Origin of the sequence: Roseibaca sp. Y0-43 (genome assembly GCF_020667835.1) — a bacterium.
Classification (GTDB): domain Bacteria; phylum Pseudomonadota; class Alphaproteobacteria; order Rhodobacterales; family Rhodobacteraceae; genus Roseinatronobacter.
The window spans coordinates 15435-30651 of sequence record NZ_JAFMPR010000013.1; the positions used below are offsets into that span (position 1 = coordinate 15435).

Sequence of the window (15217 nt, forward strand, 5' to 3'; positions counted from 1 at the left end):
CGATGCGGATCGTGATAGCCTTGGGCGGCAATGCCCTGCTGAAACGCGGCGAGCCCATGACTGCGGAAGCGCAACACACGAATGTCCGGATTGCGGCCACTGCCTTGGCCGATCTGGTCCGCGATCACCAGATCATCGTGGCGCATGGCAACGGCCCGCAGGTTGGGCTTATGGCGTTGCGCTCTGCCGCCTATGCGCCGGACAACCCTTGGCCGCTGGATATTCTGGGCGCTGAAACCGAAGGCATGATCGGCTATCTGATAGAACAGGAACTGATGAACGCCCTTCCGCCAGGCACCGAGTGTGCAACCTTGCTGACTCGTGTGGAAGTGGACCCGAACGACCCTGCGCTCAGCCGTCCGGTCAAACCCATCGGTCCGGTCTATACCGCTGCAGAGGGCGCGCGAGTGGGGCAGGACCATCGCTGGTCAATGGTAGAGGAATCGAGCGGCACTCTACGCCGCGTGGTGCCATCCCCCTTGCCCATTGCCATTCTGGGAATCGCGCCGATCCGCTTGTTGGTCGAAGCGGGAATTTGTGTCATCTGCGCGGGCGGCGGCGGCATACCCGTTGTGCGCGGCTCCGATGGCCGGATGGACGGGATCGAGGCCGTGATCGACAAGGACCGCACATCGGCACTTTTAGCGCAGGCCCTGAACGCAGATGTGCTGCTTATGCTGACAGATGTCGAAGCCGTATTCCGCGATTGGGGTGGCCCGGATCAGGCCGCCATCGCGACCATCACGCCGACGGAGCTGGACAAGATGACCTTTGCAGCTGGGTCCATGGCCCCCAAGATTGGTGCAGCCTGTGATTTTATTCGTGCAGGCGGCAGAATAGCGGGGATCGGTCGCCTGCAAGATGCCCGCGCGATTGTCGAGGGACAGGCAGGCACGCAGGTGCGCGCCGATCCGTTGGGGTTACCCGACTAAACTTTGCCCAAGCCATGGACCAGCCTGAAAGGACAGCCCATGCCGCGCCTGCCAGACACGCCGACCCCGCAGGTTCTGCCGGGCAGGCTTGCGGATTGGCAGCGCGCGCTGTCGCGCCATTACAAGCGGCTGGGCCATGCGTCACGCCAAAGCCGCTTCATGGTCGATTTGCCCGATAGAGCACTCCAAACCGTGGCGGACCGCGCCCGCCCGGATATCGTCCTAGGTATTTCGGAAGAGGGGCGGATTGTCGGGGTGCTGGAACTGTTCAAAGGCCGCGATGGACATGCTGAGATCGGAATTTCTGTTGAAGATTCCTTTCAGGGAAAGGGCTATGGCAAGGCGCTGTTTCTGGATGGGTTGGCGGCGGCGGACAAGCTTGGGTTGCGCACGGCGGATCTGTATTTTGCAAGTGAAAACAATGGCATTCGCAGCCTTGTTCACGGCGCTAGCGGGGAGATCCAGCAACGCGGTGCTGAATGCGAAGCCCATATCGACATTGGGCATTTCAAGCACGGCTTCGTAGATATGCATGATCCCGGCATACCCAGACCGACCCATTTTCATCACTGACCCTACCGCAGAAAACTACGGAAAAGACCCGGTTTTCCTTGGGTTTAGCGCGCGTTATGCCCCAGCAGTTAACGTAGATCAGCAAGTCAGAGGCAGAGCCATGCCATGATGATTTCGGTTTTGTGCTTTGGTCTTGCAGCACCTGTAGGACAGCACAATCGGAGGATCATGCGACATGAACTATCACGCAAGAATGCTGGCAACGGGCGCTTTGAGCGTTGCGACTCTCATGGGCTGCACCAATCTGGATGGCACACCGAACCAGCCCGGAACGGGCGCAGTGATCGGCGGGCTGACAGGGGCTGCGGCAGGACAGATCATCGGCGGTAATACCCGTGCCACGGTGATCGGTGGTGCCCTCGGCGCGGCCTTGGGTGGCGTGATCGGCACACAGATGGCCGCGCAAGAGCGCGAGCTGCGTCAGTCACTGGCGGGCACTGGAGCTTCGATCACGAATACCGGCAGCGACTTACGGGTCGTCTTGCCCGAAGCCGTCACGTTCCGCACCGGGTCTTCGGTCGTCGAGTCGGGGTTCCAACCTGCACTGGCGCGGGTTTCACAAAGCCTGAGCCGTCACCCGAATTCTAGCGTCCGGGTGGTTGGACATACCGATACCGTCGGATCAGCAGCGCTGAATAACCAGCTGAGCCAAGACAGGGCCTTAGCCGTGGCGCGGGTTCTGATCCGCAATGGCACCAACGCAAACCGGATCGTGGTGTCGGGGCGCGGGTTTTACGAGCCGATTGCCTCGAACAACACAGTGCAAGGTCGTGCAGAAAACCGCCGGGTCGAAGTCGTGATCACACCGACCGGCTGACACGATTTGCGCATGGTATCTTTTGAAACGGGCAAGGGGCGGCACCTTTGCCCGTTTCATTTTGGCAAAGCGTGAGGCCAAAAAGAATTCGACCAAATGCAAACCTGTATCAGTCGCTACTCGAACCCGATGGTGCATTGTCCTCAAGACGGCACGTTACCCTGCCGTTGTATGTTTGTTTCAAGTATCGAAGAAGCCACGTGAACCGCTTTTAGGGCCTTGCCCGGACGTGGTGACGAGGTTTCGTCTAGTTTGAACAGAACAAGAAAGGATCCATTGTCATGGACAACAAAGCTCCTGCATCAAATACCGCCGACAAGATGAAATCCGTCAAATCGGCTTGGGATGCGGCCCCCGCAGGCCCAAAGAAGGACGCAGCGCTGAAGCATTACCAGGCTGCCGAAAAAGCGCAGATTGCCAAGAATGACAGCGACTGCAACCGCGAACTCGACGCGGCCAAGAAAGCGCTCGTCTAAGGCGCGCACGCGTTTTGACCGCGCGCCCCGGCTGATATGCCGGGGCGCGCTTATCGCAGCATCGGGCCGTCCTGATCCAGATAATCGGGATCAAAGCCTGCAAGGCTGACAAGACCGGCAAAATCATCGAAGGTGACGCGGCCTTTCTGGAACGTCACTAGTCCCTGTTCACGCATTTGGCGCAATACGCGGTTCACATGAACCGCGCTCAGCCCCAAAACATCGGCCAGATGATATTGGGTCAACGGACAATCGAAACCGGTTTTATCACCGATGCCGACAAGCTTCAGGCGTGCAGCCAGTTCCAGCAGGAAATGCGCCATGCGCTGTTCCGCAGAGCGGCGGCCAAGGTTGACAAGATGCTCGACCACCATCGCCTCATCTCGAGAGGCGGCCCAAAGAACCGCCGTCGCAAGTCTTGGCGCTTCTGCAAAGCTGTCGAAAATGTCTGTCGCCAGAACTTCCGAAGCCTCGATCCGCGTGACAGCTTCCGTGCTGTGATCAGCGGTGCGAAACAGGATACTGCGCAGCCCCAGAAAATCACCAGGAAGCTGAAAGTCCACGATCTGCCGCTTTCCATCTGGCAGCAGTTTGAACGAGCAAGCCCACCCTTCGGCGAGGATGAAGGCCGTGTTATTTCTTTGACCTTCATGGATCAATTCGTGATTGGCCTGAAATACCCGCCTACGGCGATGGTAGCGTTGCAGGGTCTGAAGATCGGTTTCGGACAATGCAACGAAAGCAGACAGTTTGAGCGTCAGTGGGCTTTGCAACAAGGACATTTCGGGTTTTACCCTCGTTTGGCAGTATCTTACATTACCTTGCGAATATCCTGAAAACTTATTGAACAAGCTGCTTTAGATCAGTCCATCTTAGCACGATATCCCTACGATCACGAGGCGCCACCGCGCAAAGGGGCAGCGCTCCGTTCGACACACCCTACCAGAAAGCAAAGCAGATCATGCCCGTACCCCAAGACATTGCCGGAACAGCTGCCTTGTCCATCTGCGAGTCTCTCCTGCTCGCGCTGAATGATCGTAACATCCTGCCGGAAAAGGAAATCATCGGCATTCTCAAGGATGCTGCCGCTGCCCATGAATTTGTGCCAGATTCGGAGAATTCGGAAACTCATGCGGCGGTGGCCGCGTTGATCAACGCAATATTGGCCGGAGGAAATTCGGTCCGGCGGCGCTAGGCACGTTGATGTGCCGATCTGCAAAAGCGCGCTTTTCGGTGGGTGTCGCCCCGCTACACGAGGGTGCCGCGGCGGGGCCTCCTTCCGGGTTCAAGGATTAGCCTTTGCGGGCGCCTGCCTTGCCCTTGCCAGTCGTTTTGTGGAACATCGCGTCAGTCTTGCTTTCCTTACCGGCAGATTCCCGTGTTTTATAGTCACTGGGGTTCTTGACACTTTTCGGAGTGCCGATGGCCTTTTTCTTTTTATTTTTTTCCATGTCTTGCGCCTTTCACTGAAATGACCCTGTTCCGGCATCAACTGCGATGGAACAGGCCTTTGAATTTGCCGAATGCTTTTTGAAGTGTGCCTTCGGCCTTGCGCACCTTGCCCTCGGCTCTCAGTTGGGGGTCATCGGTCAGTTTTCCGATGGCCTCCTTGGCAGAGCCTTGAGCTTGTTTCGCGCTGCCTTCAATGCGGTCTTTGTTCATTATACGGCCTCCTCCGAATGGTATTTGCTTCGATATGACCAGAGTTAGGTTCTGATCTCTGACTACCCGAGACCGATGATTTGAACCCTTTTGTCATATGCCGCGCTAACTTCGATCAGTGACATTGCCTAGGGTCGCCGCGCCAAAGCAAAGGCCGCGAGAAAGGCCGCAAGCGGCAGCAGGGGCTGCGCCGTGCGGGACAAAGACGTGGCAAGGGCCAGGTCAATCTTGACCTGATTTTGCGCCTTGGCCGCCTTTGCCTTTGTTCGGGAAACGAACCCGCGGCTAGCCAACGTGACACCCAGTGCCAGACCTGCAAACATCGCGGCGAAGACAAGTGCCGCAATCGGAAAGCCCATGGCATCGGTGAGCGCCACCAGTCCCGCCGCGCAGACCAAGGCTGCGGCGGCGAAACCGAAAAGTATGGTCACAAGGGTTGCCGCAACCTGCACCTTGGCAGATGCGGCGCGGGCTGCGGCGAGATCGCGCAAAGCCCCAAGAAGCGGCATACCCATGACTGATCAGGCCTTTCGCGCGACAAGGCCAAGCAGCAAGCCGATGCTGGCGGCAATGCCAACAGCCGCCAAGGGATGATCGAGGATTGCTTTGGTGGCGGTCTTTTGCACATCCTGACCCGCTTGGTTGATCTGATGCCCGGCACTTGCGACACCACGCGTCACGTCATCGCTGAGCGTTGACGTCAAGTTTGCCAGATCCTTCCGCAAAGCGTTGATCTGTTCGCCGATGTCATGCTCGGGCGTGGTCAGTTTCGTATTAAGGGAAGGGGCCGTGTTCATCGTGTCGCTCCAGACTAGGATCACATGCCACGGGAAGTGCCGGGGCTCACATGGATAAGGCAGTTTCGATTGATCGCGTTGCAACGGTCAGTTGCACCAGCGGTTTTGTGACAGCGCCGTCAGCGCAATCCCAAAAAGCCCAATACGACCAGAACGATCACGACCAGCCCGACCAGATAAATCAGTCTGTTCATTTGCGCTCCTCTGCGGTTCACATCACCAAAAGTTGGCTCTGGGTCACTTTAGTCTTGTGACCGTGACGCGCTCCAACATGGATCAGTGTTTGGGCAAGACAGCGTGTCGCATCTTTGGCAAGCGTGCTTGGTCTGGCTGATCCAGGTAAGTGCGACGTTGGTGCATTCCGTCATATTTCTTGGTGCCGCCCGCATTCCGCAGCGGCATTAGAGGCCGCGCCGCCGCGTTTAACAGCCCCTAAAGGGCGCGGACGGCACCGCCTTGGAGAATAGACATGAGACAATCAAGCATCTTCGCACTCGTCGCTTTCGCCCTTGGCATTGTGTTGCTTTTCTTCGCGTGGCGTGGGTCAAACGCGCCGGTCGATCAAATGGCAGAGGCCATGACTGGTCGCTTCAAGGGCAATACGATGTGGCTGATGATTGCGGGCATCGTCGGGGTGCTTGCGGGTGGTGGTGTATTTGTCCGGGATCTGATGCGCGCTTGACCATCAGCTGCGGGCCCTGCGGGTCTGCACACCCAAACTTAAATCTGCATGTCGGCCTATCACCGGCGCGACATGCAGCACAGGAGTTGTCCAATGCCGTTACTTAATCTGCTTTTTACACTTGTCGTCGTCGGCGTCGCGCTTTGGGCGGTGAACAGCTATGTGCCGATGGATCGCAAGATCAAGAATATCCTGAATGTGGTGGTCGTGATCGTGGTCGTGATCTGGCTGCTGCAAGTGTTCGGTGTCATGGGCAATATCGGCGCGATCCGCATCGGGGGATGATGTTACGGGCGCAAACGCGGTTGGCACACGGACACCATCGCATCCTATGTCGCCGGGTGCGGCTACATAAATTGATTTTTCGAAATCCCGGGTTTTGGTGACAGACCCTCAACACAGTCGAGTGGAGCCCTTAAGGCTGCGCGAAACATCCCGCTTTGCCGACGATCAACGGTCCGACCGGACAAGGTCGGCGCATTCACTTGGTCAGGTCGTCTGCCATGGATAGGCAGATACAGCCACCCTCAAGTCACGACCGTTTGCTGATGAGAAATTCTCAGCCATATGTCGTCATCTTTAAGATAGCTCGAAGCGCAGAGTGCCTTGTAAATTGGCACGTCTGGCTTCTCGGCAGAGACACGGTAGGTGAGAATGGCGATGTCTTGACACCGCATGATGCGCCGTTCAGCCATTTTGACAGACCGCCAGCCGGTTCGCTGTTTGAGATGGGTCCATATCTGGTCGCCTTGGAGGATGCCGGGCGGGTAGGGGAACACCATAACGGCGTTGGTCGCCGTCGTCGCGCGCGCGTTGTCTGCGCCGCTGGTCCAGAAGTGTTCTTCCATGTCCCACAGAACAGCCTGTTCCTGGGGGGACAGCGATCCCAGCTTATGGGCCGCATGGGCCAATGTCTTCGAAGTCTCAGATGAAGTGCTCATTCGTCAGACCCTCCTGCGCCGATCAAGAATATCTGAAGCAGCAAAAAGGCAATTCCGAGTGCCACCCAAATCGTTTTGCTCGTGCTCATGCGGTCGCCAGTGACCGTGTCGGCAGATCGCTTTAGGCTGCCCGACATACGGCCTTCTGGCAACAGTTGGCTCAGATCGCGTGCGACCATTAGGTGATCGCTAGCCAATGTCGGCACGTCCCAAAATCGAGCAAGCTGTTTTCCCAGCCGCGCTTGCGCAGCGGCGCGCCCCAACGTGACCAATTCAGCGGTTTCTTTCCATGGATCGAGGCCGAGGCGCGCGAGCGTGGAAAGGACCGTCACGGCATATCCCCGCCGGTCCTTGCCAACCGACGCGTAGAGAAACCGCTCAAATTCGGGCGGGTGCGGGTTGAGCACATTCTGTGCGTTCATGGCTAATCCTATCTTTGGTTGCAGGAGCGCGGATCGCCCCTGTTTCCTATAGACTAACCCCAGCGCGGTCTTTGCGCGCTTACTCACATCAGTATTGGCGACCGGTCCGAGGTGTTTTGACCGATAGGGACTACGGAACTAACCTGTGTCAGCACGCCTCAAACATGTCTTGGCTATACAGAACGCACATCACTCGGCGGTTCGGTGCTCGAAGCCCAATGCCTTGTGCCAAGACAGTGATGACTGACAGATATGCCAACGTCGTGGAGACCAGAAATGACCATGCGGTCTACCAAAACGACGGTGACGTTTTCGCACCCATTCACCTTGGCGAGATACCAAGGCGAACTGCCTGCCGGAGAATACGAAGTTCTGGTCGAAGAAGAGTTGCTCCAAGGGCTGAGCTTCGAGGCATATCGACGGACAGCGACCTACCTGACGGTCCACGGCAGCGGGGGGCATGCAGGACGCACCGAATTGCGCGCGACGTCCGACAACGAGTTGAAAGAGGCTTTGGGCCGGGACGCGGCTCTGAAACATACCGACATTCACAACGAAGCGGAGGTTTCGCCGCGAAAAGATCGGCCATGAAACCCCGCGCATGGCTGAAGCTCAGCATTTACGGTGCGTTCATCGGCTATTTTTTGGTTGGGTGACTGACTTTACCTAGGGCCGTTGCCTGCAAGCGGCACATCGGTTCGTCGAACCGATGTTTTCGCACGGTGCGAATATAGTCACTTTGTAACAGATAATCATGCGGAAGAATTCACCCGCGCCGTCGTTCTCGTTTGAGACATGCGCGCGCCCAAAGCAAAGGAGCCGAAAGTGACCGACAGGCAACCAGTGCTGCCCGGACGTAGTTCGGGACAGGATTCCCCCTCCGTGAACCTGCCAGCGCCGGGCTGTGGGGTTCAGGTGCGCGAAAGAAATGGCATCTGGGAGGTGCAGGTCGATGGTAAATTTCGCGGCGACTACCTCCAGAAAGAACATGCACTCGCCGCTGCGGCCTTGCACAAGTTGTCGCTCCGGTGACCGTTAGCATTGATTTGGCGGTCGCGCAGGACTCTTCGATGCAGTTTGCCCAAAGAGACGGCTTACTACAGCATGCCGTCGAGAGCGAATTTCCGGATCTGCCCACCACCGGCCGAATGCGCTCAACGGCTGACCGAAGAACGAACGCCTGCCCGTGTAAAAGCGCGCGTGGCAATCGTTGGCCTCTGGCCAGGAGATAGGACGCGATGGGTCTGAACGAAATACCGGGTGGTGTTGCAATCGGGAAAGGCAGTTCTCCGATTGGGAGTGCATCCATGGAAGGTGATAGAAATGTGTCCTCTCGTGGTGCGTCTGACATGCGCGTGAGCATCGGGTGTCGTCTGCGCTATAGCTTCCCGCAACCAACGCCCATGATCGCGATTCTGAACGTGCACCTTTCGCGCTTCGGAAGTCTTGAACGCGCGGATAATCTCGTTGCATTGCCGAGCGTGCCGCTCGAAAGCTACCGGGACGGCTTCGGCAATCGGTGCACGCGCCTTGTGGCGCCAGAAGGCGACTTTACACTGTCGATAGATGGCATCTTCCGCGATACGGGCCTGCCCGACCCCGTCATTTCTGGCGCAGAACAGCACGCCGTTCAGGATCTGCCGTTCGAGACCATCGTATTTCTGCAAGGAAGCCGCTACTGCGACACCGATCTTCTTTCCGAGGAAGCGTGGCGGCTTTTCGAAAACACCGATCCCGGGTGGGCGCGCGTTCAGGCGATCTGCGATTTCGTGCACCAACATGTCCGCTTTGACTACATGCGGGCGAATGCGACACGCACCGCATCGCAGACGCTTGCCGAGCGCCATGGTGTCTGCCGCGACTTTGCCCATCTCGCCATCGCATTTTGTCGCTGCATGAACATCCCCGCGCGCTACTGCACCGGATATCTAAGCGACATCGGTGAACCTCTCCCGCACCCTCCCGGTGATTTTGCCGCGTGGATGGAGGTATTCCTTTCTGGGGAATGGCACATGTTCGATCCTCGGAACAATAAACCGAGGTTTGCGAGAATTCTGATCGCGCGCGGCCGCGATGCCGCGGATGTGCCTTTGACCCAGACATTCGGTCGGAACACTTTGACGGAATTCAGGGTCTGGACGGATGAATTGATCTGACTGTTTTTGCCTTGTTTGGCGATGCGCCATGTAAAGTGTGTCCACAGTCCCCATATAAGTAATTCCGATGCAAAGCATCCCGTTCCGTCATGGACGAGGAGTTGGCGTCGGCCAATCAAAGGATTGATGACATGTCTTTCAATGACCTGAAGAAGCGGGCAGCGGCCGCAATGACGCCAAAGCCTGTGGAGGCCGCGCAGGCCCCAGCACAGGAGATTGAGGCTGAACCCGCTGGCAAGGACGCGCCAGCGAAATCCAAGACGCCTTGAGCTTTGCACAGGCTAAGCGCTCCTTTCTTGAAAGGGGCGCAGGCGAACCGCTGTATTACGGGAGAGGATCACGCCTATGGAAGATCTGACAAGCAAGACAGTCGCGGTTTTTTCCCGACCGTTCACCGTTCCGGGTTTTGCCGAAACGCTCCCCGCGGGTGATTATGAGATTGAAACGGAGTTGGTGTCACCCCCTGACAACCAAGATCCCGAGGCTTGGAAAGCCTCTGTTCTGGTAAATCTTCATCCGCGGATTGCGCATCCGGGTCTTGCGCGGACCCTGACCGTTTCGCTTGCCGACCTTGACCATGCTCGGGCGAGGGACAAACTGACAGGCCGGGCGTTGTCTGACTTCTACCTTGAGGAAATGCTGGCTGATCCGATGGTCCGCCTCGTGATGAAGGCAGACGGCGTCTCAGAAGCGCATCTGAGACATCTCTACTCGGGGCGAGAGATAGCTGGTCCCGATCAGAATGTGCCTGCGGCGAGCGCGCCCATGCAAAAGGCCCGGGACGATGCCTCAATCAGGGCAGCAGAAAACGAAGGGATGCCGACGCGACCGGGCTCGGAGATTCCTGTGCACTCACACCACGCAGTGGGACTTACTTAATGGCGCACAAGTCAATCGATGACCCTGCAATGCCAGAGATTGTGTCCGCGCGGGCCCAAGGCGACGTTCCGCGGGAACGCCAATGCCTGCGATGCGAAACCTTGTTCTGGAGCGAGGGTTTCGGAGAGCGGATTTGTCGGCGCTGCAAGGGCTTGAACGCTTGGCGTAATGCCGCGCCTGTAAGTTCGGGTTCATCGCACCGCAACTGATCAGCATCGACACGCGAGCTGCATTCCTCAAACCACACTGGACCCTGTTTTGGCCCGTCTCGACATCCTTCACACCACCACCTACCGCTACCGTCAGGCGGTCAAGCTTGGACCGCACAGGCTGATGCTGCGTCCCCGCGAAACGCGAGAGTTGCGGCTGTTCTCACACGAACTGTCCATCTCGCCTCCAGCGACCGTAACCTGGGCGCATGATGTGGCCGGCAACGCGATCGCTACCGCCGTCTTTGACGCTCCGACAGATCATTTGGTGATCGATAGCCGCGCCACGGTAGAGCTGAGTGCGCCAGCCTGGCCAGTCTTTCCCATCGCGGCCTCGGCCGCACAATTCCCCTTCACATATTCTGCCGACGAATGGACGGACCTCGGTGCGCTGACAGTTCCGCAGTACGACGACGCCGATGGCCGCTTTGCCAACTGGATCGAGGGTTTTGTAATGGCGCGCCCGACCGACACGCTGTCGCTTCTGAAAGACATCAGCAATGGGGTGTTCACGCAGATTTCTTATCAGAGCCGTGACGCAGAAGGCACCCAGTCGCCGATTGAGACCCTCGACAGGGGATGGGGCTCGTGCCGTGATTTCGCGGTCCTGCTTGCAGAATCCGCACGCCGTCTTGGCCTTGGGGCTCGTATAGTCTCGGGCTATCTGTCCGATCCTGAAACAAGCCTCGTCGGGTCGGCAGGCGCCGGATCTACACATGCTTGGATCGAGATATTTATCCCTGGTGCCGGCTGGATTGCCTTCGATCCAACCAACCGAAGCGTCGGGTCGCAGAACTTGATACCAGTTGCCGTCGGTCGAGGCATTCACCAAATTTCTCCAATATCGGGAAAGATTTCAGAAGGCTCAAATGTCTTTTGTGATCTTTCGGTTGGAGTTTCGGTTCGAATGTCAGCGCCTTTCGGGGACGCGCTCTAGAAAGTGGGAATTGGCCTTAGAGTGTCCATAATACTAAGGCACCATTGCAAGAAAAAGACCTGTGCTCTGCGGTCTGAAAAGTCAGCGCCCGAAGCGCTGGACTAATTTCGTCACCGTGGGCAACTTAAGTTTAGTTTATCTTCGCGGTATATGCTCGTGGTGGAGTTTCGACGCTTCAAATAGGAACCCTACGCCCACAACTTCCCTTTCTGGATCGCCCCCGCCCCTGCTGATCGGCGGCAAAGAGTTCTGTGATCATGCTCTTGCCATTGTTGAATGGACCGGTGAGCGGCGAACCGCGTTGGCGTAGTGGTGGCGATCGCTCGAGCAGCTGCATCGCGTCATGTGCAGGCGCAGCAGCAGGATAACCGGGGAAATCGAATGCTCCGTTTTCGGCACCGATGGCTGAGGCTCTGACCGGCGCTAGCCGCGCCGCTATCCACGCAACATCGCCTAGATGGAAGCGCGTGGTCTGATCCGCGAATTGACCGCGCAGGGCCGCAATCGGATGTGGCGGACTACGAACTGAAGACTGCTCCAGACTTCGCTTATCACGTTTGTGGCAAAGGCGCCAAAGCCCTCACGCAGCAGAGCATCCTGAGAAACCCTATACACTTAATGCATTTGTTGCACTTATTTCACATATGGTGGTAGGCTGTACAAAATGGAGAGGAGACCACCATGAACATGTTGGCACACCGGCATCTTCCACCGACTCCGCAGGACGCGGCAATCGCGCGCGTCTCCGGACAGGCCCTTTCGCGCTTTGCGGCGACCCGAGGACCCTTGAAGCTTCGCGTTACAGACGCGGAGCAGATGGAACCGATCGAACTTCCTGCGGGCGCTGTTGCGCTACTCATGGAGGTCCTCGAGGCGATGGCTGCTGGGCGCGGCGTCACCATCATTCCTGAGAACGCCGAACTCTCGACTGTCCAGGCGGCAGAGGTGTTGAATGTCTCGCGGCCGTTCCTGATCAAACTGCTCGAGGATGGCAGTATCCCGCATCGGAAGGTCGGCAAGCATCGCCGCGTCCGAATGGAAGACGTCATGTCGTACAAGGCAGCCATCGACAACGAGCGCGAAGCCGTCCTTGATCAACTGGCCGCCGACGCACAGGAGCAGGACATGGGCTATGGCTCGAAATGAGCCAGTACACGGTGCTATTCGACGCGTATGTCCTCTATCCCGCACCCATGTGGGACGCGCTGATGCAATTGGCGGTCACGGATCTTTTCAAGGCCAAGTGGACTGCGGACATTCATCAGGAATGGATCGACGCGCTTCTGCGCAATGAACCTCATCGGGAGCGGGCGGCGCTGGAGCGAACCCGCGACTTTATGACATGGCCACACGCGACTGCCTGGTCACCGGCTATGAGGCCTTGGTGCCGGCCCTCATATTGCCGGATCCCGACGACAGGCACGTTCTGGCGGCCGCTATCGTCGGGCGCTGTGACGCCATCGTCACTCAGAACCTGAAGGACTTCCCACCAGAGGCACTTGCACCATTCGGCATCGAAACTCAGCACCCCGACGACTTTTTCCGGACCCAGCTTTCTCTCGCGCCCGGTCTGGTTTGTTCAGCGCTGCGCAAAGTTCGCGCGCGCCTCAAAAACCCGCCCAAGAGCGTTGACGAGTATCTGTCGATCCTGACACAGCAAGGGCTGGTCGCCACTGTAGCGGATCTGGAACAGTTCGCCGATCTGCTTTGATCGCTGCCGATTGGCTGCCAATCCGTCAGCGCCGGAGGTCGTGGCGGATGTGATCTGGCAAGCCGCCAACGAGTCCAGCGATCGCCTGCGTTTCCGTGCGGGTCCCGATGCCAAAGCGCTGCTGGACGAGCGCAAGGCCAAGGGCAATGCAGATTTCGTCGGAAGTCTGAAGGGACTGATGGATGGCTAAAAGTGCCGCTTGCGGCAGCTCGACGTTTCACGCCGAAGCGACGCGCGCTAAACGGGCAGATCCACATCTGCGAACAGGTTCGGGAAAAGACGCTCCCGGTAATCGAGAGGAAACGTCAGTCGCACCGGCGTCTTGGGCGATGCAGATGACAGATATCCAGCCGCGGTCAGCTTGCTCAGCGTGTTGCGCGCTGTGCGCTCGGATGTCTTGAGCACGATCTGTGCTTCACCGCGCTCCAGCGCGCCATAGCGAAGAACCGCCGAGATGAGGTCGGGCGCACGTTTGTCGTCGATCGTGTCTTCGACCAAACGCCGGTAGCGCTTTTCCAGGCCGCCAAGGTCGAAGAGCTTGGTCGAGAAGGTGATCTGATCCAGCGTCACCTTCAGGAACCATTCGCAGTAGGTCTTTAGAGCGGCCTCGGACAGATTGCCCCGCCCGTCGCGATCCCCTCGCCGAGGAGAATCGGCCATGTCCATCATGCGCTTGTATTCCCCCCGATCCGCCAATCCGCGCGCCAGACCGCGCGAGACAGACCAAAGCCCCTGACCGCCGATACCAGCCTCGAGCGCCATCGCATGGGACATCAGTCGACTGACACGCCCGTTCCCATCAGGAAAGGGATGAATGTAGTTGAGCCGGTGGTGCGCCGAGGCGATGGCGATGATCCGCCCGCTCGCGGAGCGAGCCGCTATCTGAAAGCGCTTGTCGAAGTGATCCATGAAGGCCGCAACCCGACCCGAAGACGGGGGCAGATGGCGACCGACAGCGACTTCGCTGTCGCCCTCCTGCCGCATGCGGCCCGGAATGATCGGCTCGCTCGTTCCATCAGGGTGCTCGATACGCCGGAACTCGTCGGGCATCTCGTCGTAGAAGGCCTTGTGCACCCAGGTCAGGAAGGCGACGGACGTTGGCCGGGGCAAGGTGCCTTCTCGATGCAGCTTGTCGATCGACCGCTGGACGATGACATGGGCACGGGCTTCCAGTGCAAGCGGGCGCGTCTCGGCCTCGAGCTCGGCCCCTGCGAGGGCGCGTTCGATGTCACGCGGGCGCGTGTTGTGCCCCTCGATCAAGTTCGAGTAGTAGCAGTTCATCACCCTGACCAGGTCTGCCAGTTCGGCCGCGCTGTCCGGGTGCAGGCCCTGTCCCAGCCCTGCCGCCTCGCGCTGGATTTCGACCGAAAGGTCCGCCAGGCTGGCAGGTATGTGCTCTTCGAAGAAACAAGGTTCGATCCGGCCGGGTGTTTCTATCATTTCTTGCCGATCTTGAGTGTCCAGAATTTGAAGCAATCGTTACCATTTTACGCCATGAAGTCCAAGCTTTTGCCGATGTACGTTGCCGATCATGGATGCCGATGTCCCATGTCCAGCTGTGACGCTTTCGCCGCGTCATGAAAGGACCACTCCACCGTCATCGCGAAATCTCGCCGGCCAGCACGGCTCTCCCATGAACTGCGAGCGTTGCGGTGAACCTGGGACAGCCGAACTGCCGGATGATATCGTCGACTCGCGCGTCGTAGGCTGCCTGCCCGATGAGCCGACACAGGTCTGACGCGTGAAACTGCCGGTTGCCGCTAGGTGCAGCCTTGATCTGATCGTGCAGCTCACGCTGCCGTGGATCCGCTGCCTGCCGTGGCGTCGGCGCTTCCGGCGGTCGGCTTACCGAACCGGGCGAGGTTCGCCATCGGCGCATGAACCCCAGCAGGTAGCCTGCGGGAACCCTGTCGTTCCCGCGCGCCCGGTTGAAGGCCAGGAAGCGGTCCCAGATCACCTGCGTGTCGACGTTCCAGCAGGGCAGGGCCCTCTTCGCAGCCTTGATCAGGTCCGCCCAACAAGT

General features: G+C 58.4%; 24 protein-coding genes and 1 pseudogene. 16 read left to right on the top strand and 9 right to left on the bottom strand.

All coding sequences use genetic code 11. The features are described 5' to 3' along the window. The first annotated feature begins 2 nt into the window (after positions 1-2). The 4 genes from J1C52_RS13685 (at position 3) to J1C52_RS13700 (ending at position 2798) form a co-directional block, all read left to right on the top strand. Positions 3-932, top strand: a complete 930-nt coding sequence (locus J1C52_RS13685) for a carbamate kinase (protein ID WP_227428509.1) — start codon at positions 3-5, stop codon at positions 930-932. A 159-nt stretch (positions 933-1091) separates the two neighbouring features. Beyond that, complete coding sequence (locus J1C52_RS13690; RefSeq protein WP_227428510.1) at positions 1092-1505, top strand: GNAT family N-acetyltransferase; 414 nt, start codon at positions 1092-1094, stop codon at positions 1503-1505. A 175-nt stretch (positions 1506-1680) separates the two neighbouring features. Next, a complete protein-coding gene (locus J1C52_RS13695) occupies positions 1681-2322 on the top strand; it encodes an OmpA family protein (RefSeq protein ID WP_227428511.1) in 642 nt (213 codons plus the stop codon). A 281-nt stretch (positions 2323-2603) separates the two neighbouring features. Beyond that, positions 2604-2798, top strand: coding sequence for a hypothetical protein (locus J1C52_RS13700; RefSeq protein WP_227428512.1), 195 nt, complete (start codon positions 2604-2606; stop codon positions 2796-2798). A gap of 50 nt (positions 2799-2848) precedes the next feature. Here the strand turns inward: J1C52_RS13700 and J1C52_RS13705 are convergent, their stop codons facing one another. Beyond that, a complete protein-coding gene (locus J1C52_RS13705; protein WP_227428513.1) occupies positions 2849-3580 on the bottom strand; it encodes a Crp/Fnr family transcriptional regulator in 732 nt (243 codons plus the stop codon). 176 nt (positions 3581-3756) lie between these two features. Between J1C52_RS13705 and J1C52_RS13710 the strand changes: the two genes are divergently transcribed. After that, positions 3757-3993, top strand: coding sequence for a hypothetical protein (locus tag J1C52_RS13710; protein WP_227428533.1), 237 nt, complete (start codon positions 3757-3759; stop codon positions 3991-3993). A 97-nt stretch (positions 3994-4090) separates the two neighbouring features. On the opposite strand, the gene J1C52_RS13715 is transcribed toward J1C52_RS13710, so the two are convergent. The 4 genes from J1C52_RS13715 to J1C52_RS13730 all read right to left on the bottom strand — a co-directional run bounded on the left by J1C52_RS13715 (position 4091) and on the right by J1C52_RS13730 (position 5257). After that, positions 4091-4249 carry a hypothetical protein gene (locus tag J1C52_RS13715; protein ID WP_227428514.1) on the bottom strand — a complete coding sequence of 53 codons (159 nt, stop codon included), beginning with the start codon at positions 4247-4249 and terminating at the stop codon, positions 4091-4093. Positions 4250-4286: 37 nt separating this feature from the next. Beyond that, on the bottom strand, positions 4287-4460 hold the full coding sequence (locus J1C52_RS13720) for a CsbD family protein (protein ID WP_227428515.1): 174 nt from the start codon (positions 4458-4460) through the stop codon (positions 4287-4289). 128 nt (positions 4461-4588) lie between these two features. Then, positions 4589-4975, bottom strand: coding sequence for a hypothetical protein (locus J1C52_RS13725; RefSeq protein WP_227428516.1), 387 nt, complete (start codon positions 4973-4975; stop codon positions 4589-4591). A gap of 6 nt (positions 4976-4981) precedes the next feature. After that, the gene (locus tag J1C52_RS13730; protein WP_227428517.1) at positions 4982-5257 is read right to left on the bottom strand and encodes a glycine zipper domain-containing protein; all 276 of its coding nucleotides are present in this window, start codon (positions 5255-5257) and stop codon (positions 4982-4984) included. 469 nt (positions 5258-5726) lie between these two features. Between J1C52_RS13730 and J1C52_RS13735 the strand changes: the two genes are divergently transcribed. Both J1C52_RS13735 and J1C52_RS13740 read left to right on the top strand, forming a co-directional pair. Next, a complete protein-coding gene (locus J1C52_RS13735; protein ID WP_227428518.1) occupies positions 5727-5939 on the top strand; it encodes a DUF3185 family protein in 213 nt (70 codons plus the stop codon). A gap of 93 nt (positions 5940-6032) precedes the next feature. After that, complete coding sequence (locus J1C52_RS13740; protein WP_227428519.1) at positions 6033-6224, top strand: Thivi_2564 family membrane protein; 192 nt, start codon at positions 6033-6035, stop codon at positions 6222-6224. A gap of 242 nt (positions 6225-6466) precedes the next feature. Here the strand turns inward: J1C52_RS13740 and J1C52_RS13745 are convergent, their stop codons facing one another. Together J1C52_RS13745 and J1C52_RS13750 are read right to left on the bottom strand one after the other, a co-directional pair. Continuing rightward, positions 6467-6880, bottom strand: a complete 414-nt coding sequence (locus tag J1C52_RS13745; RefSeq protein ID WP_227428520.1) for a hypothetical protein — start codon at positions 6878-6880, stop codon at positions 6467-6469. Further along, positions 6877-7302, bottom strand: a complete 426-nt coding sequence (locus J1C52_RS13750; RefSeq protein ID WP_227428521.1) for a hypothetical protein — start codon at positions 7300-7302, stop codon at positions 6877-6879. Before J1C52_RS13750 ends, J1C52_RS13745 begins: the two co-directional genes overlap by 4 nt. A gap of 276 nt (positions 7303-7578) precedes the next feature. Here J1C52_RS13750 and J1C52_RS13755 point away from each other — a divergent pair, with 276 nt between their 5' ends. From J1C52_RS13755 to J1C52_RS13800, 9 genes are all read left to right on the top strand, one after another. After that, entirely contained in the window at positions 7579-7893 is a 315-nt protein-coding gene (locus tag J1C52_RS13755) for a hypothetical protein (protein ID WP_227428522.1), read from the top strand. 234 nt (positions 7894-8127) lie between these two features. Beyond that, positions 8128-8334, top strand: a complete 207-nt coding sequence (locus J1C52_RS13760) for a hypothetical protein (RefSeq protein WP_227428523.1) — start codon at positions 8128-8130, stop codon at positions 8332-8334. Positions 8335-8705: 371 nt separating this feature from the next. After that, positions 8706-9458 carry a transglutaminase-like domain-containing protein gene (locus J1C52_RS13765; RefSeq protein ID WP_227428524.1) on the top strand — a complete coding sequence of 251 codons (753 nt, stop codon included), beginning with the start codon at positions 8706-8708 and terminating at the stop codon, positions 9456-9458. An 89-nt stretch (positions 9459-9547) separates the two neighbouring features. Further along, complete coding sequence (locus tag J1C52_RS13770) at positions 9548-9727, top strand: hypothetical protein (protein WP_227428525.1); 180 nt, start codon at positions 9548-9550, stop codon at positions 9725-9727. A 76-nt stretch (positions 9728-9803) separates the two neighbouring features. Next, positions 9804-10337 carry a hypothetical protein gene (locus tag J1C52_RS13775; protein ID WP_227428526.1) on the top strand — a complete coding sequence of 178 codons (534 nt, stop codon included), beginning with the start codon at positions 9804-9806 and terminating at the stop codon, positions 10335-10337. Between the two features lie 258 nt (positions 10338-10595). Further along, entirely contained in the window at positions 10596-11483 is an 888-nt protein-coding gene (locus J1C52_RS13780; protein WP_227428527.1) for a transglutaminase family protein, read from the top strand. Between the two features lie 681 nt (positions 11484-12164). Beyond that, positions 12165-12629, top strand: coding sequence for a helix-turn-helix domain-containing protein (locus J1C52_RS13790; protein ID WP_227428528.1), 465 nt, complete (start codon positions 12165-12167; stop codon positions 12627-12629). A gap of 196 nt (positions 12630-12825) precedes the next feature. After that, complete coding sequence (locus J1C52_RS13795; RefSeq protein WP_227428529.1) at positions 12826-13194, top strand: PIN domain-containing protein; 369 nt, start codon at positions 12826-12828, stop codon at positions 13192-13194. 40 nt (positions 13195-13234) lie between these two features. After that, positions 13235-13384, top strand: a complete 150-nt coding sequence (locus J1C52_RS13800; RefSeq protein WP_227428530.1) for a hypothetical protein — start codon at positions 13235-13237, stop codon at positions 13382-13384. A gap of 47 nt (positions 13385-13431) precedes the next feature. On the opposite strand, the gene J1C52_RS13805 is transcribed toward J1C52_RS13800, so the two are convergent. Both J1C52_RS13805 and J1C52_RS13810 read right to left on the bottom strand, forming a co-directional pair. After that, complete coding sequence (locus tag J1C52_RS13805) at positions 13432-14634, bottom strand: Fic family protein (protein WP_227428531.1); 1203 nt, start codon at positions 14632-14634, stop codon at positions 13432-13434. A gap of 157 nt (positions 14635-14791) precedes the next feature. After that, a pseudogene (locus tag J1C52_RS13810) lies at positions 14792-15217 on the bottom strand (hypothetical protein); the annotation flags it as partial.